The sequence below is a fragment of the Tellurirhabdus bombi genome, assembly GCF_021484805.1.
Classification (GTDB): Bacteria; Bacteroidota; Bacteroidia; order Cytophagales; family Spirosomataceae; genus Tellurirhabdus; species Tellurirhabdus bombi.
In genome coordinates, this window is sequence record NZ_CP090557.1 from 906,085 (window position 1) to 926,847 (window position 20,763).

Genomic DNA, 20,763 nt, shown 5'->3' on the forward strand with positions numbered 1-20,763 from the left:
CGTTTGAGGTAATTTTACAGTAAATAAAGCTACGTTTTACCGAACTACCAACACTGCCCCCCGCCGGTCCTCCGGTAAATCCCGCGAACGAATGACGTACTGGTACATTCCCGTGGGCAGGTTTTCGCCATTGTATTTCCCATCCCAAGCCTGGGCGTAGCCTTTGGAGTGGTAAACAAGGCTTCCCCAGCGATTGTAAATATCAACCGTACAATCCGGATATTCCTCTATGCCCCGAATATCCCAGGTATCATTCACCCCGTCTCCATTGGGCGAAAAGGCGTCAGGGACCAGCAAACGCACAAAAACCGTCACCGTCATCTGGGCCGTTGTGGTACAGCCCTGCGGACTAGTAACCGCCACTTGATACGTAGTTGTCGTGGCTGGACTGGCTTTTGGTCGAGCCATTCCTGGATTGTCCAGGCTGGCGGGTGGGCTCCACTGATACTGCAACGTATCGCTCCCGAACGGATTCAAGGTTAGCGCACTTCCCCGCGCTAGTATTGCATTTTCCAGTTTCACCACCGGATTTGTATGCACCAGCACTGCGAGACTATCGGACGACACGCACCCGGTTGCCTTGCTCGTTGTCTGGACTTTGTAATTGCCGGCCTCTGTGACCCGTATGGCTGAGGTGGCTTCCCCATTGATCGGAGTCTTGTTTTTGTACCAGCGATAGGTGTAGTTACCGTTGGAAGCAAGCAAATTCACGCCATTTCCCGGACAAAAATCCGTAGGTCCGTCGGCGGCTATTTTCACCGCTTCTGCGGTCCCATAGTCTAGCTTTACGCTGACGGGTGAGGTACTTGTTTGACCACAGGTGTTGGTAAACCGCTTGACGATGGTGTAGGTTCCCGGCTGTTGAGCGACTAAACTGGCCAGTGTATCGCCTTCCAGCGCCACGCCGTCCCGCTGCCACTGGTAACCCCATTCGGGCAGCGAATCGGTTCGAAGTGTCACCGTCTGGCCCTCACAAACGGCAACGCCCGTCAGGAAACCATTTTTGGTCGCTGTTACTGCCGAAGGAGGGGATGTTTTCAGAGAAATAACCGGCTCGGGAGGCGTTATCGGTGGGCACTCAACCACTGCAATCTGGAAATCGCGGCGCACCGAACCAATTCGTTGTAAGGCATTTCCCGGCTCAACTCGAAGTTCTTCACACAAAACGGTAAAGACAAACAGGCCGATCTGGTTCGGCGTGACACTGAGCAAACCCGTATTCATATCGATCTGCAAGGTAGGGCTTCCCGGCACAGCATTTCCCGCATCAAAACCATTTTGCCACTGCACTGTCGGATAATTCTGGCTTGGCTCATTCGACGCGCCGTTGCTCTGGCTCGTGAAACCCTTGTAAGGGGTTACGAGTGAATAGCGAAGTACGTCATTATCAGCGTCGGTTGCTTTAAAGCTAAAGGTCAGCGGTTTGTTGATGCAGGCATATAGCGTAACAGGGTTACTAAAAACAGGCGACGAGTTCACCCGCTCTTTCAACGAAGGAAACTCCAGGTGAAACACCATGCCCGCATCGTTGGGCTGAACAATGTTATTGATGGTAGGATTTCGGCAGCAGGTTCCGTATACGACATAATAACCCCGGGCATCGTCAAAGCGGTCAGGATCAAGGGTTAACTCCGCCGCGTAGCGCACTTCAGAAAGTTTTAGTGGCCGTAGGTTAACGCAGGCATTGTTGGTAGTCGAGATAACTTTTTTATCGGTTAAGGGTAATTTATAATCCCCCATTTTAATGTTATTCCGCCGACCGTAGATGGTCACTACCACCTCTGATTTGACATCGCCGACGTTGCTGTTCAGATCGTCCATGAACAGATGAATGCCCAGCACATAGCGGTTTGTTTTGCCGGTGGCTACCAGACGCACATTTCCACCAACAATGTGCGACGCCCAACAGGGAGCGCTCCAGGCCAACAGATAGAGTAGTATAAAGGTTACGGTGAAACGTCGAGTCATAGCCATCGTTGTCTGGCAATACTCCTACAAATATAATTCCAAAAGACGATCCTCGACGGCCAAACTCAATTTTACCCTACTCCATAGACAACTCATTCAGCAGAAACTGCCCGTTCAATTCACAGAATGCTGTTCCGTGCAACAATTTTTTGTAGCTTTGATTTACTCACTATTGCATTCGGTATGACTGACCGTGCCACGTTTTTCGATACCAAAATTGAATTTCTCAAGGGCGTTGGCCCCCAGCGAGCGGCCACGTTGAACAAAGAGCTGAATATCTTCACCTTTGGTGACCTGATTCAGTATTACCCATTTCGTTATGAAGACCGTACTAAATTTCATACCATTGCCGAATTATCGGACCTGCTGCCCGGTGCGCAGGTAAGGGGCCGCATTCGCGACTGGAGCATCATGGGCGAGGGCTCAAAAAGACGCCTTGTTGCCTCTTTCACCGACCATACCGGCACCATGGACCTCGTTTGGTTTCACGGCATTAGTTATTACGAAAAGTCTCTCCGCGCGGGCGGCGAATACATTGCTTACGGAAAACCGCTTTACTTCGGTAGCACGTACAGCATCACGCACCCGGAGTTGGAAATGCCTTCACCGGATACCGAGCAGGACGGTGCTTTTCAGCCGGTTTATAACCTGACGGAGAAGATGCGGCGCACGCATTTTGAGAGCAAGGCCATTGCTAAACTAATGCGCCAGCTTCTCGATATAGCCAAGCCTCACATTCACGAGACCCTGCCCGAAAGCCTGCTCCATAAATTCCGTTTGCTCCCGAAAGCAGAGGCAATGGAGCATATTCATTTGCCTTACAATCAGGCCTGGCTGAACCAGGCGCTTCGTCGGCTGAAATTTGAGGAGCTGTTTTTCAACCAGTTGCGTCTGATTAAAAACAAACTCATTCATAAAACTGAATACCCCGGACAGATTTTTCGCGATACGACCATCCTAAATCAGTTTTATAAGGATCACCTGCCTTTTGACCTGACCAATGCGCAAAAGAAGGTTATTAAAGAAATTTATGCCGACCTGATCAGCGGCAAGCACATGAACCGCCTGTTGCAGGGCGATGTGGGTAGCGGTAAAACCATCGTTGCTTTCATTACCATGCTCATGGCTATCAACAACGGTGCCCAGGCTTGCATCATGGCCCCAACCGAAATCCTGGCCGATCAGCATTACGAAGGCTTGAAAGTTTTTGTCGATGCGATGGGTTTGCACATCGGCATTCTTACGGGTTCGACCAACACCAAACGCCGCCGCGTCATCCACGAGGAATTGCAAAACGGCAAGATGAACATCATCGTTGGTACACACGCGTTGCTCGAAGACGTAGTACAGTTTAAAAATTTGGGCCTGTGCATCATCGATGAACAACACCGCTTCGGCGTGGCGCAACGGGCCAAGATGTGGGCCAAAAACACGGAAATTCCGCCGCACATCCTCGTTATGACCGCCACGCCCATTCCGCGCACGCTGGCCATGACACTGTACGGTAACCTCGATTTATCCGTTATCGACGAACTGCCGGCGGGACGTAAGCCCATCAAAACGGTTCACCGCTACGACACCCACCGCTCGGAAGTGTTCGGATTTATGCGGCAACAGATCGAGTTAGGCCGACAGGTGTACGTTGTTTACCCGCTGATTGAGGAATCGGAAAAGCTGGATTTCAAAGACCTGATGGACGGTTACGAGAGCATTTCCCGGGCTTTTGAAAAACCAAAATACCAGATTAGCATCCTGCACGGGAAGATGCTCGCCTACGAGAAAGACGATGAAATGATGCGGTTTCAGCGGGGCGAAACGCAGATCATGGTGGCAACTACGGTAATTGAAGTCGGTGTAAACGTGCCGAACGCGAGCGTTATGGTGGTGGAAAGTGCCGAACGCTTTGGACTGGCTCAGTTGCACCAGTTGCGCGGACGCGTTGGCCGGGGTGCCGATCAGTCTTACTGTATCTTGATGACCGGTTACAAACTGAGCAAAGAAACCCGCACCCGGATTGAAACGATGGTGAAGACCAACAACGGCTTCGAAATTGCGGACGTAGATTTGCAATTGCGCGGCCCCGGCGACCTGTCGGGCACGCAACAAAGTGGTATTGCCGATCTTCAGTTGGCCGATCTGGCCAAAGATGGCGCCATTCTGACCGCCGCCCGCGAATCGGCACAGGCCGTTTTAGACGAAGATCCGCACCTGATTTTACCACAACACGCTCCTATTCTGACCCAAATCGAATCGCAGCGGCAGGGCGAAACAAACTGGTCGCGGATTAGCTAACGACAAGGGTTATCGTTTCAAGCAGAAAACATGAGAAAGCTGGCCAAACTATTCGGCACTATACTTTTGGTGATTCTCCTTGACTGCGGTGTTCGAGTGATACCTCAGATTAATCACGTCACCTCTCTGGGTACACTTATATGGAACACTCTATTTTATGTTTTCGCATTCATCTTTCATGTAGGTTGGATGTACTTAGTCGCCATTAAAGTATTCATTGTATTTTCATTTCTGTTGCCAAACAAGAAAATGGCGTTCATCCTTTTAGGCAGTATTATCGCATTTCTAGCGTATGTTCTGCACGCCATTATATTTTCCCTTGAACTAGAAAAATCACAAGTTTATACCTCTGCTATCGCCTACCTAGTCATCGGTTACTTATTCGGGTTGTGTTTTTACAACATATTCAAAAAAGACCTGAAACCTGCCTAAAAACGGTTACCTGAAAGATAGCTAACACGCTATTTTCAAGCAGGTTTCAAGCCATGACTTTGCCGGTTATTTACTGGCAACTTCCATTGCCTTGCCTTTTTCCACTGCTTTCATAACCCGGAAAAAGTTGCCGCTCCAGATTTTTTCAATGTCTTTTTTCGAGTAACCCCGACGCAGAAATTCAACCGTAAAATTCTCATACTGACTCACATCAAAACAGTCAGCCAGGGCACCACCACCGTCGAAGTCCGCTCCCATGCCTACGTGATCGATTCCGATTAGTTTGACGATGTGATCAATGTGATCGACGGCATCTTTTACGGTGGCCAGTTGAATCGGGTATTTTTGATTTAACTCCATAAATTCGGCCCGCGCTTTTTTCTGATCCTCTTCCGACAATTTGCTCATGGCTCCCATCAAGGCGCGGCGGTCTTTTACGCCCCATTTTTCCAGCATGGTTTTCATCGCGGCTTCGCGCTCCGGGCTGGGCGGAATGGTTTTAACGTAATCGCTCAACAGGTTTAGTTGCACTACGCCACCGTTCTTTGCCAATGCCTTCAGCATGTCGTCGGTCAGGTTTCGGGGATGGTCGCAAATGGCTTTCGCGCCCGAATGGGAGGCAATAATGGGCACTTTCGACAGCCGAACCACGTCGTAAAATGTAGAATCCGACACGTGCGACACGTCAATCATCATGCCTAGCCGGTTCATTTCTGTCACCACCTGCTCACCCAATGGACTCAAACCCTGGTATTCGGCTCCTTTCGGGTCGGTTGATGAATCGCAAATATCGTTGTTGCTCGAATGGCAAAGCGTCATGTAGCGCGAACCCATGTCGTAAAATTTCTTCAGCATCGAAATGTCGTGGCCCATCGGATAACCGTTTTCAACGCCGATGAAAATCACCCGCTTGCCCGTTTTGCCAATCCGGTAGGCCTCTTCCGGCGTGGTCGCCAACTCTGCTTCCGAAGCCGTGTTTTTCAGCGTTGTATTTACTGCCTCAAAGATGCTCAGTGCCTTCTGCTTTGCTGTTTCGTGGCCCTCGGGCGTCCGTGGTCCCTGTCCCAGATAAACCGCCCAGAAAATCGCATCCAGACCGCCTTTTCTCATGCGCGGATAATCAACCTTGCTGTTGGTAGTGCGTGGATCGTTCTCTTTGGTAACATCAAATCCTCCCCGAGACAGCAGCATGGGCGTGTCGGCGTGGGTATCCACCGTAAATGCCTTTTCGTGGATTTTGTGCGCTTTTTTGAGCAGCGCCTCATCCTGGGCCGCAGCCGGAAGGAAGCCCGTTGCCAGACAGGCACAAAGTGTTGGGTATAGCCAGTTTTTCATCGGTATTTTTTAAGGTATTCGAAAAATGATAAAAAGGGTACGCGTTAACACGTACCCCACTGATTTATTAGTTTGTTGATTATTTAGCGAACCACAGTTTCATTTTTTTGTCGTTCTGGCCTCCCTGCCGCTTCAGCGCCTCTTTGAAGTTTACGTTGTTCAACGATTCTTCGGAGCCGGGATAAGGCAGCCGGGTTGGGATTACCCCGCCGTTGGTGTTAAGCGCGGGCGGCGACAGCACCGGAATCCCCGTGCGACGGTACTCGGTCCACGCTTCCACGCCTTGACCATATAAAGCGATCCACTTTTGCTCCATAATCTGCGTATAGCCTTCTGCCCCGGTTTTCAGGGCGTTGGCCGTTAGGTAGGCGGGCGCTACGGTCAGGCCGTACTGGCTGTGCGACGCTTTGATGGCATCGGTATAATTAGCCGCTACATCGCCCGCTGACGCAATGCCTTTATAGGCAAATTCCGCTTTGATGAGCAGCAATTCCGCGTACGTAATGATGACGCCGGGAGCCGTTGCCGCCACGAAGAGATTACCAACTTTTGAGGTTTTTGACAGTCCCAATGCGTTGGCGTCCGAAGCGGCCAGGCCGTTTGGAACGCCTTTGTAATCGCCCCCATCGGCCGGTGCATTGGCGTAAACCGTCAGGCGCGTGTCATTCATGGCCTTTAGCTTATTCACCAGCGTCGCGCTTACGCGGTGGTCATCCCGTGTTTTGCGATTTTCGTTAATGGGATTGTTGTTGGGAGCCGCCGCCAGGTAATTGAGCTGCACATTGTCAGCGTTAGCCGCCAGCACCGGGTATTTCGCCGGATCTTTCAGAATGCGCTCAATTTCTGTTTTTACATCAATAGGCGCATCGGCTTTGCCCAGCATCCGGTTCAGAATACGCAGGCTAAGCGTGTTGGCAAACTTTTTCCATTTCGTCAGATCGCCGCTCAGCAGAATATCTCCGGCAATGGCTTTGCTTTTATCCGTCACGTTAATCATGTCGTTGGCGGTTTTCAACTCAGCAATAATTCCGGCATAGACATCTTTCTGCGCGTCGTATTTGGGTTGAAGCGTTCCTTCCAGCCCCTTTACGGCATCCGAGTAGGGAATATCGCCATAAATATCCGTCAGCAGAGAAAATACCCACGACCGTAAAATGATGGCTACAGCCTGGTAATTCGGGTTGCCTGTTTCGGCTCCAATTTTATAAATGCGCTGATAATCAGCTATCGCCTCGATGTAAAAATTGCTCCAGCCCGTATTTACTACATCGTTGGACGTCGTGTACTGATCAACGTCGGTATACTGAATCCGGGCCCAATGCTGCGGAATCAGGTTGCCAATGTCCTGCCCAATCGATCCTCCCCAGTACACATCAACGGCGCTCTGAATACCGTGCGGCATGAACAAATCAGCGCCAGCCGTTGTCGGGTTATTTGGGTTGGTATTGAGTTCATCAAATTCACCTGTGCAGGCAGACATCCCTAACAGCAGGGCTGCCATCGCGGCTTTATATCGGAAAGAATAGAAAATGCGTTTCATGCGTCAAACTAGTTTTACAAATTGAAGCTGATGTTGAAGCCAACTGAACGGGTGGTCGGAATCTGTCCGTTTTCGATACCTTGCAGGTTACCGTCGTTATAAAAGCTGGTTTCTGGATCAATGTGCGGAATGTTGCTGTGCAGCAACGCCAGGTTCCGGCCAACTGCCGAGATCATGATGTCCCGGAACGGTAGTCTTTTGAACACTTTGCCCGGCAACATGTACGAGAAGCGTACTTCGCGCAGTTTGACATAGCTACCGTCGAAGATCGTTCCTTCGTTGTTCGTCAGCAGGTAGTATTTGTGGTGCCATTCTTCCGACGTAATTCGTTTGGTATTAGGCACATAATTCGGATTGTCAGCCGTTCCGGTGTTCACGACGCCTTCGCCCACAATGCCTTCTTCGCGACCAAACGTGGTTTCTTTCAAGACACCCGTATACCGACCAATGTTGATGGTTTGCGAGAAAATATCGCCCCCTTGTTTCATGTCGATCAGGGTGCTGAGCGTAAAGTTTTTGTAGGTAAACGTGTTCTGAAGGCCACCAATCCACTTCGGTGTGAAGTTCCCCAAGACACGGCGTACCGGATCAACTTGCGGATAGCCGCTGTTGTCGTATACGATGTTACCCGACGGATCGCGCAGGAAGCCCTGGCCGAAGAACGTTCCGTAAGGCTGGCCAACCCGCGCTTCGATACCCATACCCCGAACCGTTCCCAGCGTATAAGTCGTCAAGCCCTCGGCCAGTTCAATAACTTTATTACGGTTCTGCGCCCAGTTTAGCGAGATATCCCACTGAAATGCGTTTGTTTTAATGGGCGAGCCTGTCAACTGGATTTCAACGCCCCGGTTTTGCAGCCGTCCCGCGTTGAGCAGTTTTGAAGAGAAACCGGTTGCGTTCGAGATGTCAACCTTCAGAATCTGGTTGAAAGACTGTTTGTCATAATAGGTTATGTCCAGCCCAACCCGATTACGCCACAGCTTGATTTCTGCGCCAATTTCATACGAGTTGGTTAACTCTGGTTTTAGCGCGGCGTTCAGCATGGCGTTGCTTTCGGCCAGCGAAGGGGTGCTTCCCCAGGCGTTGGCATAGGCGTAAGTTTGCATCAGGTTGTAAGGATCGGTATCGTTCCCTACCCGCGCAATACCACCCCGGATTTTGGCTAGCGAAAGCACCGACGAGTTGACATTGAAGATATCGGTCAGGATGGCGCTAACGGCAGCCGATGGGTAGAAGTAAGAGCGGTTGTCGGCCGGTAAAGTACTTGACCAGTCATTCCGGGCCGTCAGATCCACGAAGAGGTAGTTGCGAAAACCAATGTTAGCCGACGCATAAAGGCTATTGATCACCCGTTCGTTGTACGAGTTTTCGGTTACCGGACGAAGCCGCGAGTTACCCATGTTCCACACGCGGGGGATGGCTAATTCGGCCGCACTCATGTAGTTACGCTGGTAGAAGTTACGGCGGTGGTTGCCACCAACATTGGCCGTAATATCGAATTCACCGAACTTTTTGGTTCCGTTTAGCAGGAAATCGGAGTTGGATTCCTGAACGTAAATCTGCTCTTCGTTGTAGCTGTCGAAGAGGTTAGACGTCCGGGCGGCATTCTTTGTTTTGCGCCGATCTTCGTAGAAATCCGTGCCTGAACGAGCCGTCAGCGTCAGCCAATCCGTAAACTTGTACGTCACGGCGAGGTTTCCAAACAAGCGATCCCGCTCGTTTTCCCGCGCGCTTTCGTTCAACTGATAGTAAGGATTTGTCCAGTAGTTGTGGTTCCAGTTGTTTTGGTAGATGCTGCCGGGAGCCCGGTAATTTTTCAGCTGCTCCATGTCCACCTGCCGACCGAACCAGATGAAATACAAGCCCCAGTTGGTGCGGTTGTCGCTCCCGTCTTTTACGTAATTCCCCGTTGCCCGAATGCTCAGCTTCTTGGTCAGGTTCCATCCCGCGTTCAGGGAAATGGTCCGGCGTTTGTAGTCAGTATTCGGTAAGATACCCGTTTGATTCAGATCCGTAAACGAAAGACGGAAGTCCCCTTTGTCGCTGGCGCCCGTCACCGAAATGTTGTTGGTCAGCGTTTTTCCAGTTTCGAAGAACTGATTGACGTTATCAGGATGAGCTACCCAGGGCGTTGCCTGACGAACGCCATCCACTACAGGCGAATCAAATTGTGGCAGCAGGCGACCATCTAATTTAGGCCCCCAGCTTTCATCGACGCCATCATTCACACCGGCACCCCGGCCATCGACGTACGAGAACAGGCCTTTGCCGCCCTGACCGTATTCGTTTTGCCATTCGGGCAGCCGGAAAGGTTTCTCAAACGTGGTATTTGAATTGACGGATACGCCAATCCCTTTCGAGCCTTTCCCACTTTTCAGCGTAATCAAAACTACGCCGTTGGCACCCCGCGAGCCATAGAGGGCCGCTGCGCTGGGGCCTTTCAGGACGCTCACCGACTCAATATCATCTGGATTCAGCGAAGCGGCCCCGTTTCCGTAGTCTACGCCTGTACCCGAACCATAGTTGCCGTTGTCGATGGGCACACCGTCTACCACGAAAAGAGGTTGGTTGTTACTCCCAATGGAACTGGCCCCCCGAATCAGCATCCGCGAAGACGCTCCAGGTGCCCCGTTGGAGTTCGTTACCTGAACCCCGGCAATCCGCCCCGACAAGGCGTTGACGAGGTTGGTCTCGCGCGCTTGGGTCAACTGCTTTCCCCCCACTTCCTGCACTGAATAACCAAGGGCTTTCTTTTCCCGCGTGATTCCTAGTGCCGTTACGACGACTTCTCCCAGAATCGCAGCATCCTCTTCCAGTTTGATATCGAAGGTGGTTTTGTCACCCACGGCAATTTCTTTGGGTAAGTGTCCGATAAAGGACACCACAAGCGTGGCGTTGGCGGGCGCATTCAACGAAAACTCACCATTAGAATTGGTTGTACTTCCTCGATCGGTGCCTTTAATGACAACATTAGCGCCGGGCAAACCCCCTCCGTCTGATTGGGAGGTAATGCGCCCTTTCAGCAGACGATCTTGTGCAGAACTGGCTACACTAAACAGCATAGCAAGCAGCAAACAACTTACTGTAAAGATATTCCTCATTGATTTTAGTGTTAAGAAAGCCAGCGATCTATTTATAACTTTTTAAATAATCAGTGCTATTTAACACAAAAAATTGTTAGTGTAAATTAAAAGCTAATTAATTGTTAATTCTTTCTTTTTTCAGAATATTAGTTGTTAAATAAGTTATATATCCCTTCATTGATCATTTTTTATCATTTATTACTCTGTTTTAAACATAAGCTTATATTAGAATTTCTATAACCTATATATTCATTATATCCATATAAAAATTTACCTCACCTTATTTTCATCGAATTATATTTTGTTCATTTATGTCTTTATAAAATAAAATTTAATTATACTGTCTATACAATTATTAAAGACTATTTTTTTATAATTTTTCTACCATAGCAGCTAATAGCTATTTTGAACATCTCATCTACTCATGCATAAAAGCAAAAAGACCGGACATGGATATACTCCATGCCCGGTCTCCGTTTTGTAAGGTATTTTAACTATATCGCTTTTAGGCGATCTTCTAATGCTTGCGGGTCCTGAATCAGTACCTCACGGGCTTTGCTGCCCTCAAATGGACCTACAATACCGGCCGCTTCCAACTGGTCAATCAAACGCCCGGCTCGGTTGTAGCCTAGTTTCAACCGGCGCTGAATGAGCGAGGTGCTTCCCTGTTGGTGAATTACTACGAGCCGGGCCGCTTCGTCAAACATTGGGTCCCGATTTGACAAATCAACGTCTTTCTCCTCACTCTGCCCACTCTCGTCGCCTTCAAATTCGGGTAGCCCATAAGCCGCATCATAGCCCCGCTGATTCGCAACAAAATCACAGATTTCCTCGATTTCGCCCGTATCCACAAACGGACACTGCAAGCGGATGATGTCGGAATTGGACGAGAAAAGCATATCGCCCATGCCTACCAATTGCTCGGCTCCCCCCGCGTCGAGAATGGTCCGTGAGTCAATTTTAGACGTTACCTTAAACGAAAGCCGCGCCGGGAAATTGGCCTTGATCAAACCAGTAATGACGTTCACCGAAGGCCGCTGCGTAGCCACCACCAGGTGAATTCCAATCGCCCGGGCCAACTGGGCCAACCGCGCAATTGGCTGTTCCACTTCCTTCCCGGCGGTCATCATCAAGTCGGCTAACTCGTCAATTACCAGTACGATATACGGCAGAAAACGGTGGCCTTTCTCAGGACTCAGTCGCCGCTGAACAAACTTAGCGTTGTATTCTTTCAGGTTCCGGCAACCCGCGTCTTTTAGCAGGTTGTAGCGGTTATCCATCTCAATACAAAGCGAATTGAGCGTGTTAACTACCTTCTTGGTATCCGTAATGATCGCTTCGTCCGAATCAGGGAGCTTCGCCAGGAAGTGACGCTCCAGCTTATTATAGAGCGTTAATTCCACCTTTTTCGGGTCAACGAGTACTAGCTTGAGTTGGGATGGGTGCTTTTTATAAACCAGTGAAGTCAGCAACACATTCAATCCCACCGACTTACCCTGTCCGGTAGCCCCCGCCATGAGCAAGTGCGGCATCTTGGCCAGATCCGCCACTAAAATTTCATTGGAGATGGTTTTACCCATGACCACCGGCAGCTCAAACGAACTCTTGGCAAACTTCTCGCTCGTAATCATCGAGCGCATCGACACCATTTCCCGGTTTTTGTTCGGCACTTCAATCCCAATAGTGCCTTTCCCAGGCATGGGTGCAATGATCCGGATGCCTAAAGCGGCCAGATTCAGGGCAATATCGTCTTCCAGGCTTTTAATTTTGGAAATCCGCACCCCGGCAGCCGGAACAATTTCGTAAAGCGTAACGGTTGGCCCAATGGTCGCTTTGATGTTGTCGATGGTGATGCCGTAGTTCTGGAGCGTCTCCACGATCCGGTCCTTGTTGGCTTCCAGTTCTTCGTTGGTTACTTTGGTCTGCTGATTTTCGGGATAATCGGCCAGCAAGTCAACCGTTGGGAAAAGGTATCTAGGCAGCTCAAGGGTCGGGTCATACAGACCGTTTGTCTTCAGGAGGTCCTCGTTAACTTCATCCGTCGGGCCAGCGTAGGCTTCGGGCACTGGAGCCGCAGGCGCAGCCTCTTCGATAGGTCTGACTGACGTATCTTCGATGGTTAGCGTGAGCTTTCCGTTCGAAGAGCCATTCAAGACCGGTGTTTTCTCTACTGGTTTTGGCAACTCTTCCTCTACTACTTCCTCCGGTATGGAAGCTTCCACGGGCGGCGGCACCGGAACGGGGTTGGGCTTTACGGCTCCATTGGTAGCGGGCCTCGCTTTAGGAACATCGATAAAATCCTCTAAATCATCTTCCTCATACTCTTCTTCTTCCCCAGTTGGCTCGTCGGTATGCTGTTCTTTTTCGGTTGGCGTTCTGCGGGGCATGGACGGCAGCGAAGGAACTGATATTGAGGTTATTCCGTAAAAGAAGATAACAAATAAAAATAGGGCAAACAGGATAATAGCAATACCGCCCCAACCAATGAGCGCGTGTAAGAGCACGTTTATTTCGTACCCAATTCCGCCGCACCAGACGCTGCCTTGTTGCACCTCGTCTTTCAAAAGCACCACATAACCGGCCAGCATACTGAACCAGGCCATGTAAAACAGAATTTCCTTGGTTACGCGCCCTAACGGCACTAAGTCACGCCCGAAGATCAGACGCCAGGAAGCCAGAAAGAGAATGAGCGGAATGCCTAAAGCTGCTACACCAAACCAGCGGAAAATAAATACATGCGCGATAAATACGCCCAAGATACCCAACCAGTTTCGCGTGTCTTCTCCGGTTTCCCGCAAAGCCGTTGTAGAGGCGGCATCTAACGTACTTTGGTCTGCCGTGCCGGTTAGCAGGTAAGACCCAAAAGCAGCCAGTAAGCCCAGGGACAGCAAAAACAGGAAGCCCCCTAACGACAATTGTGCTCGCCGGTCTGTACGCCACGCTTCAAAATTCAGGGTTCGTCCGGGTGTTTCTGTGGCCTTGCCGCGTTCTTTCCGGATCGTGTTTTGTCGGGTAATGGGTTGTGCCATGTTTATTAATATCGAAAACAGTACGCTACGATGGCCTTAAATTGAAAATCATCACGATTCGGTTACTTAACCAATGAGAAAGTTACTAATTATTGGTTGAATAAATACGTGGCCTACCTTACCGTTCGATTAATCTTTTGCAAATTCGGCTTGCCAGCGCCGGTCCTTCATAAATAAATCCAGTATATAGCTGAACCAGGCTTGCCCCAGCGGCTAATTTTTCCTGCGCATCCTCCGGCGAGTTAATACCCCCAACCCCAATCACGGGAAACGCCCGCCCTGACTGCTCGCAGAGATACCGGATTACGTCCGTGGAGCGCTCCCGAACAGGTTGTCCGCTAACGCCGCCCGCACCCATTGCCTCCACGGCTTTTGCGTCCGTTTGCAAACCGTCTCTGCTAATGGTTGTGTTGGTAGCAATCACGCCTGCAATGCCCGTCACCCGAACAATATCGATGATGTCGTCGAGTTGGCTATCGGTCAAATCCGGAGCAATCTTCAGAAGAATTGGTTTAGGGATGGTCTTTTGTTTGTTGACGCGCTCCAGCTCCTGCAACAACGCCATCAGGGGTTCTTTTTCCTGTAACGCCCGCAGTCCCGGCGTATTGGGTGAGCTGACATTGACAACAAAATAATCAACTACCTCGTATAGTTCATGAAAGCAGGCCAGGTAGTCGTCGAGGGCATTTTCGTTGGGCGTGGTTTTATTTTTACCAATATTTCCCCCAATAATAACTGATCCAGCGGTCTTTTTGGTCTGGCGTTTTTTCAGGCGCATCGCTGCCGCGCTGGCTCCCTCGTTGTTGAAGCCCATCCGGTTGATTAAACCGCGGTCGGCTTTCAGGCGAAACAGCCGGGGTTTGTCGTTGCCGTCCTGCGGGCGCGGGGTTACCGTCCCGATTTCGATAAAGCCAAAACCCAGGCAGGCCAGCTCATCCACAAAGTCGGCATTTTTGTCAAAGCCCGCCGCCAGACCCACGGGATTTTTGAACCGCAAACCAAACAGTTCCCGCTCCAAGGCCGGATGTTCGTAGGTAAATAATTGGCGGGTTAGATAAGGGATTCCGGGGATGGCTAAGGCAACTTTTAGAACAGACGTTGCAAAATGATGAATTTTCTCGGCGTCGAACCGAAAAAGGATGGGCAAGAGCACGCGCTTATACATAGCACAAAGTACGGCACATCAGCCCTACTGCGCAAGCCATTGAACCAATTCCGTGTGCATAATTTAGCGAAGCTTTGTCAGCCATCGTGCTGACAAAGCAGGGCAGTCAGACAATTGTATCAACCAAATAAATCCGACGACAGGTAGCGGTCGCCCCGGTCACAGATAATGCAAACCACCACGCCTTCGTCCAGACTTTCAATGAGTTTCAGGGCTGCGGCAACGGCACCGCCACTGCTCATACCGGCAAAAACGCCTTCTATTTGGGCTAGTTGGCGCGTCATTTGCGTTGCTTCCTCCTGCGACACGTCAATGATCTGATCAACGCGCTGGGGTTCAAAAATCTTGGGTAGATATTCCTGAGGCCATTTTCTGATGCCTGGAATTTGCGATCCATCGGTAGGCTGGCAGCCAATGATCTGAATGGCCTCGTTCTGTTCTTTCAGAAAGCGGGACGTGCCCATGATGGTGCCGGTTGTGCCCATGGCCGACACAAAGTGCGTTACCTGGCCATCAGTATCCCGCCAGATTTCGGGGCCGGTTGTCCGGTAGTGGGAGCGGTAATTGTCCGGGTTGGCAAACTGGTTTAGCATCAGGTAACCTCCTTCAGACACTTTGGCTTCTGCATAATCGCGGGCTCCTTCCATGGTCTCGTTGAGGATAACTTTCGCGCCGAAAGCCTCCATCGTGACAATGCGTTCCCGGGTTGAATTTTGGGGCAAGACCAGCTCAATCTCCACATCGTATAGCCGGGCAATCATGGCCAGCGCGATGCCCGTGTTTCCGCTGGTCGCTTCGATCAGCTTCATACCGGGTTTGAGTTCGCCCCGGTCGAGCGCCCCTTTGATCATGCTAAACGCTGCCCGATCCTTGACGCTTCCGCCGGGATTTTGGCCTTCCAGCTTGGCCAGCAGTTTAACCGTTTTTTTGGTATTGATTCGATTTAATTCAACGAGCGGGGTATTTCCAACGAAGTCCAGCAGTGTACTCATGCAACACGTATTTCAGGGTGAAGACCAGTGATTCTTTGCGTAAACATACATTTAGCGAATCAAGTTGCACGATTTAAAAAGCGGGTATACTCGTTATAATGCCTCACCCAGAAATTTCACCCAATAATCAGACAAGAAATGCCTAAAACAAAGGCAATAACCTCAAAAAAAAATTACATTTTTAACTAGGATCTCTTCGCAAAGATGAATATGTTTACCCGGTAATGCGTGCTTATTCTCATTCTGAACTATTCCAGTCATCACAGATTATGAAAGTCTGCTAATGAAACCTATTATGTATTCATCATCCGGCCCTACGTATACCGAAGATCAGATACGAATACTAGATAGAGAGCTGGCATTGCCCGAGTTAACACTGCCTTTCTGGGGTGGAAGAAAGCGTGTACCGGCCCATTGCATCATCTGGCTGGAAGGAGAAGGTAATTATACCCTGCTGCATTTCAACGACGGTACGCACCTGATGATCTCGCTTACCCTAAAGAAGATGGAGACTCGCCTACCGCCAGAAATTTTTGTTAGGCCACACAAAAAAAACATTATTAACCTGCTTTATTTAAAGGAAGTTTACACGGACAAAATTGTACTGGCAAAATTGACCAACGGAACCGAGATCGAAGTATCCCGGCGGAGAGGCGCCCTTTTTCTGCAACAGGTCGAAAAGTTCAAAACCGACATGCTGGTTCTTACCCAATAAAAACGTCCTAACAGAAAGAAGCCTGATAAAGCCGTTTTTTATCAATGGCTATTTACCAGGCTTCCTGACAATTCCGCTATTTTGATTTGGCTAACTCTTCTTCCCGCAGGCTGCGGCGGAGGATTTTACCAACGTTCGTTTTGGGCAGTTCCGTTCTAAACTCAATGTATCGGGGGCGTTTGTAACCCGTCAGGTTCTCGCGGCAGTACGCTTTTATCGCTTCTTCGGTCAGGCTCTCGTCTTTTTTAACAATGAATACCTTTACCGCTTCGGTCGATTTGTTATCGGGTACGCCAATGCAGGCCACTTCCAGCACGCCCGGACAGGCAGCTACCACATCTTCGATCTCGTTTGGATAAACGTTAAAACCCGAAACGAGCACCATGTCTTTCTTACGATCCACAATCCGGAAAAAACCATCTTCGTCCATCGTACCGATATCGCCGGTTTTAAACCAGTCGCCTTCCATCACCTTGGCCGTTTCATCGGGGCGGTTGTAGTAACCAGCGAAGACCTGCGGTCCCCGCGCCCAGAGTTCACCGGGTTCGCCAATGGCGGCTTCGGTTCCATCCTCTTTCATCGGTTTCATTTCGGTGCTGGGCCAGGGCGTTCCGATTGTCCCGATGCGGGCCGTGCCATCCACCGCATTCGACGAAAGAACCGGCGAGGTTTCCGATAGGCCATAGCCTTCCGCCGGAAGGTTGCCCGTCATTTTCTGCCACCGCTCCGTCACCGACGACTGCAACGCCATCCCGCCCGCCGACGTAATGGTTAGTTCACTAAAGTCGACTTCGTTGATTCTCGGATGGTTCAGCAAGCCATTATAAAGCGTATTTAGCCCCGTAAACATCGTGATTTTGTACTTTTTCAAATCATCGATAAAGGCGTTCATGTCGCGGGGATTCGTGATCAGCAAGTTTAATGCACCAATCTTAAGCGCCGATAATGCATTGCAAGTCAACGCATAAACGTGGTATAATGGCAAAGCAGCAACAATAATTTCCTGCTCCGACGGACCGTTTTTCTTCAGTCCGGGCTTCATCCATTCGTTCTGGCCTTCTACGTTGGCAATCATGTTCCGGTGCGTTAGCATCGCGCCTTTCGAAACGCCGGTTGTGCCACCCGTGTATTGAATAAAGGCCAGATCTTTGCTGGTCATTGTTGGACGCTTGTACGTAGTCCGGCTGCCCCGGCTCAGCGCCTCGCTGAACGAAATCGCGCTGGGCAACTGGTAGGCCGGAACCATTTTCTTGACGTATTTCACCACCGCATTGACAATCTGCTTTTTCGGGAAACCCAGCAAATCACCAATCTGCGTGACAATTACATGCTGGATGTCCGTTTCAGGCAGGATTTTTTCCAGATTATTCGCAAAATTGGCCAGAATCACGATGGCTTTCGCCCCCGAGTCTTTGAACTGGTGCCGCATTTCGCGGGGCGTATAGAGCGGATTGGTATTGACAACGATCAGACCGGCCCGCAAAGCGCCGAACATCACCACCGGGTATTGCAGCAGGTTAGGCATCTGAATAACAAGGCGATCACCCTTCTGAAGCTTTAAGTCATTTTGCAAAAACGCCGCAAATTGACGCGAAAGCTGGTCGATTTCCCCGTAGGTTAATTTCTTACCCATACAGGCGTAGGCTGCTTTGTCGGCATAGTTGCGGAAGCCTTCTTCCATCAGCTCTACCAGCGAAGGATAAGCGTCTGGATTGATTTCGTAAGGCACTCCTTTGGGATAGTATTTCAGCCAGGGATATTTGGTTGCTGATCTAGTTTCCATACAAATTATGGCGTTTTTTTGTAAAAATAAGACAAAAAACAGAACCTCAATCTTATAAACGCTTTTCTACCCCTATTTTCTTGTGGTAGCTTCTTTAAAAACAAGGGGCGAGCCAGAGTAGTTTTGCCAAGCATACAAACCTGACCCCACTACGCTAACTCGCCCCTGAATCAAAGGTATTTATCTAGAACGCAACTGGCTTCAACCGCAACCCCATGTCCTCCGGCAAGCCGAAGATGAGATTCATATTTTGTACGGCCTGACCGGAAGCGCCCTTCGTCAAATTGTCGATAATGCTGGTAATCAGAAGCTGATCGCCGTGTTTTTCCAAATGGATTAATCCTTTATTGGTATTCACCACCTGTTTTACATCAATCGGCGCCTCGCTCAGGTGCGTAAACGGATGCGATGCGTAATAATCCGCATACAAAGCCTTAGCTTCCTCGCGCGAACCCTCGAACGTCGTGTAAACATTCGCCATGATACCGCGTGTGAAGTCGCCCCGGTAAGGAACAAAATGCACTGCTTGATCGAAACCTGCCTGCAACGTGGTGATACTCTGGCGGATTTCTTTCAGGTGCTGGTGCGTGAATGCCTTGTAGATGGACATGTTGTTGTTCCGCCACGAAAAATGCGTCGTCGGACTCAATGCCTGCCCGGCTCCCGTCGAGCCCGTGACGGCGCTCACGTGAACATCCTGGTTTAGCAAACCCGCTTTCGCCAGGGGCAACAGGGCTAGTTCGATGCTAGTGGCAAAGCAACCCGGATTGGCAATTTTCGTCGCGTTCTGGATGCGCTCGCGCTGAAGTTCCGGCAACCCGTAAACAAAACCATTCGACTCGTCCCGAAAATCGGTGCTTAGGTCAATGATTTTAACGGTTTCGGGTACGTTATTTTCGGCTAAGAACTTGGCGGACTCGCCGTGGCCAGAGCACAGGAAAATTACCGACAACCCGTCACTCTTCACTAATTCAGCGGTATCTTCCCCCGAAAAAACCTGCTCGGTATCGCCCAATAAATCGGTATGGGTGCTATAAACCGGCTTTCCAGCCTGGCTTTTGCTATGCACAAAGGCTAACTCAACGGCGGGGTGGTTGATGAGAATGCGTAGCAACTCGCCTCCCGTGTAGCCCGCGCCGCCGATGATGCCAACGTTTAGTTTCTGATTCATTCGCCTTTTCCTTCCGCTGATTCTTTTACTCGCTCGTAAATCATAACCTGATTAGAGGCAACTTTCGAGAAGCCGCGCACATCGTCGCCCGTCCAGGCATTGTTCATTTCGCCGTAGCTACCAAATTTCGCCGACATCAAATCATAATCCGATTCAATACCCAACACCTGGAAGCGATACGGAGCCAGTTGCACATGCACTTTCCCGCTAACGTGGCCCTGCGTATCGGCCAGGAACGTTTCAATATTCCGCATCACCGGATCGAGGAACTGGCCTTCGTGCAGCATGGAACCATACCAGTTGGCCAGTTGGTCTTTCCAGTATAATTGCCACTTTGTCAGCACGTGTTTTTCGAGCGTATGGTGCGCTTTCAGCAGGATCAGGGGAGCCGGGGCTTCGAAACCAACGCGGCCTTTGATGCCAATGATGGTGTCGCCTACGTGAATATCGCGGCCGATGCCGTAAGGACCCGCCAGTTCAGTCAGTTTCTGGATGGCGTTTGCCGGATTGTCAAACGACTCGCCAGCTACTTCTTTGATTTCACCGCCTTCAAACCGTAGCGTAATTTGCGTTGGTTCTGTTTTGGTTACCTGCGTTGGCCAGGCTTCTTCGGGCAGGAATCCGTGCGAAGTCAGCGTTTCGCGACCGCCCACCGACGTACCCCACAAACCTTTGTTGATGGAATAAGCCGCTTTGTGCCACTCCTGCTCCACGCCTTTGGCTTTCAGGAAATCAATTTCCGCCTCGCGGGATAGTTTCAGATCGCGAATCGGCGTGATAATTTCGGCTTCGGGAATAATGATCCGGAACGCCATGTCAAACCGCACCTGGTCATTTCCAGCGCCCGTGCTTCCGTGCGCAATGGCGTTGGCTCCAATGCTTTTGGCGTATTCAGCCACGGCAATGGCCTGGAAAATACGCTCAGCACTGACGCAAAGCGGATATGTATTGTTTTTGAGCACGTTTCCGAAAATCAGGTATTTCAGACATTGCTCATAATAATCGTCTGTTTTCGAGACTGTTGCGTGCGACTTAACTCCCAGCGAATACGCCCTGTTTTCGATTGCTTTCAGTTCAGCATCCGAGAAACCACCGGTATCAACCAAGACCGAATGCACTTCGTATCCTTGATCTTCCGACAAATACTTCACACAAAACGAGGTATCAAGACCGCCGCTGAAAGCGAGTACTACTTTTTTAGACATCAGACTTAGACAATAAGCCCGCACCAGCGGGCCGGTTAGACAAAAGATTGGAT

General features: G+C 50.2%; 12 protein-coding genes. 2 read left to right on the top strand and 10 right to left on the bottom strand.

Annotation, left to right across the window (positions count from 1 at the left end; translation table 11 throughout):
• Positions 1–36: 36 nt before the first annotated feature.
• Entirely contained in the window at positions 37–1,968 is a 1,932-nt protein-coding gene (locus tag L0Y31_RS03890; RefSeq protein WP_234735823.1) for a gliding motility-associated C-terminal domain-containing protein, read from the bottom strand.
• A gap of 183 nt (positions 1,969–2,151) precedes the next feature.
• Between L0Y31_RS03890 and recG the strand changes: the two genes are divergently transcribed.
• Complete coding sequence (gene recG / locus L0Y31_RS03895; RefSeq protein ID WP_234735824.1) at positions 2,152–4,260, top strand: ATP-dependent DNA helicase RecG; 2,109 nt, start codon at positions 2,152–2,154, stop codon at positions 4,258–4,260.
• Positions 4,261–4,758: 498 nt separating this feature from the next.
• On the opposite strand, the gene L0Y31_RS03900 is transcribed toward recG, so the two are convergent.
• From L0Y31_RS03900 to cysM, 6 genes are all read right to left on the bottom strand, one after another.
• Positions 4,759–6,027 carry a dipeptidase gene (locus tag L0Y31_RS03900; protein ID WP_234735825.1) on the bottom strand — a complete coding sequence of 423 codons (1,269 nt, stop codon included), beginning with the start codon at positions 6,025–6,027 and terminating at the stop codon, positions 4,759–4,761.
• A gap of 79 nt (positions 6,028–6,106) precedes the next feature.
• Positions 6,107–7,567, bottom strand: a complete 1,461-nt coding sequence (locus tag L0Y31_RS03905) for a SusD/RagB family nutrient-binding outer membrane lipoprotein (protein WP_234735826.1) — start codon at positions 7,565–7,567, stop codon at positions 6,107–6,109.
• A gap of 14 nt (positions 7,568–7,581) precedes the next feature.
• Positions 7,582–10,668, bottom strand: a complete 3,087-nt coding sequence (locus L0Y31_RS03910) for a SusC/RagA family TonB-linked outer membrane protein (RefSeq protein WP_234735827.1) — start codon at positions 10,666–10,668, stop codon at positions 7,582–7,584.
• A 476-nt stretch (positions 10,669–11,144) separates the two neighbouring features.
• A complete protein-coding gene (locus tag L0Y31_RS03915; RefSeq protein ID WP_234735828.1) occupies positions 11,145–13,679 on the bottom strand; it encodes an FtsK/SpoIIIE family DNA translocase in 2,535 nt (844 codons plus the stop codon).
• A gap of 118 nt (positions 13,680–13,797) precedes the next feature.
• Positions 13,798–14,844, bottom strand: a complete 1,047-nt coding sequence (locus tag L0Y31_RS03920; RefSeq protein WP_234735829.1) for a quinone-dependent dihydroorotate dehydrogenase — start codon at positions 14,842–14,844, stop codon at positions 13,798–13,800.
• Between the two features lie 119 nt (positions 14,845–14,963).
• Complete coding sequence (gene cysM / locus L0Y31_RS03925; protein WP_234735830.1) at positions 14,964–15,836, bottom strand: cysteine synthase CysM; 873 nt, start codon at positions 15,834–15,836, stop codon at positions 14,964–14,966.
• Between the two features lie 295 nt (positions 15,837–16,131).
• Here cysM and L0Y31_RS03930 point away from each other — a divergent pair, with 295 nt between their 5' ends.
• The gene (locus L0Y31_RS03930) at positions 16,132–16,551 is read left to right on the top strand and encodes a LytR/AlgR family response regulator transcription factor (RefSeq protein ID WP_234735831.1); all 420 of its coding nucleotides are present in this window, start codon (positions 16,132–16,134) and stop codon (positions 16,549–16,551) included.
• A 76-nt stretch (positions 16,552–16,627) separates the two neighbouring features.
• On the opposite strand, the gene L0Y31_RS03935 is transcribed toward L0Y31_RS03930, so the two are convergent.
• The 3 genes from L0Y31_RS03935 to L0Y31_RS03945 form a co-directional block, all read right to left on the bottom strand.
• Complete coding sequence (locus tag L0Y31_RS03935) at positions 16,628–18,334, bottom strand: AMP-binding protein (protein WP_234735832.1); 1,707 nt, start codon at positions 18,332–18,334, stop codon at positions 16,628–16,630.
• A gap of 184 nt (positions 18,335–18,518) precedes the next feature.
• The gene (gene argC, locus L0Y31_RS03940; protein ID WP_234735833.1) at positions 18,519–19,505 is read right to left on the bottom strand and encodes an N-acetyl-gamma-glutamyl-phosphate reductase; all 987 of its coding nucleotides are present in this window, start codon (positions 19,503–19,505) and stop codon (positions 18,519–18,521) included.
• Complete coding sequence (locus L0Y31_RS03945; RefSeq protein WP_234735834.1) at positions 19,502–20,710, bottom strand: argininosuccinate synthase; 1,209 nt, start codon at positions 20,708–20,710, stop codon at positions 19,502–19,504. Before L0Y31_RS03945 ends, argC begins: the two co-directional genes overlap by 4 nt.
• Positions 20,711–20,763 lie beyond the last annotated feature (53 nt).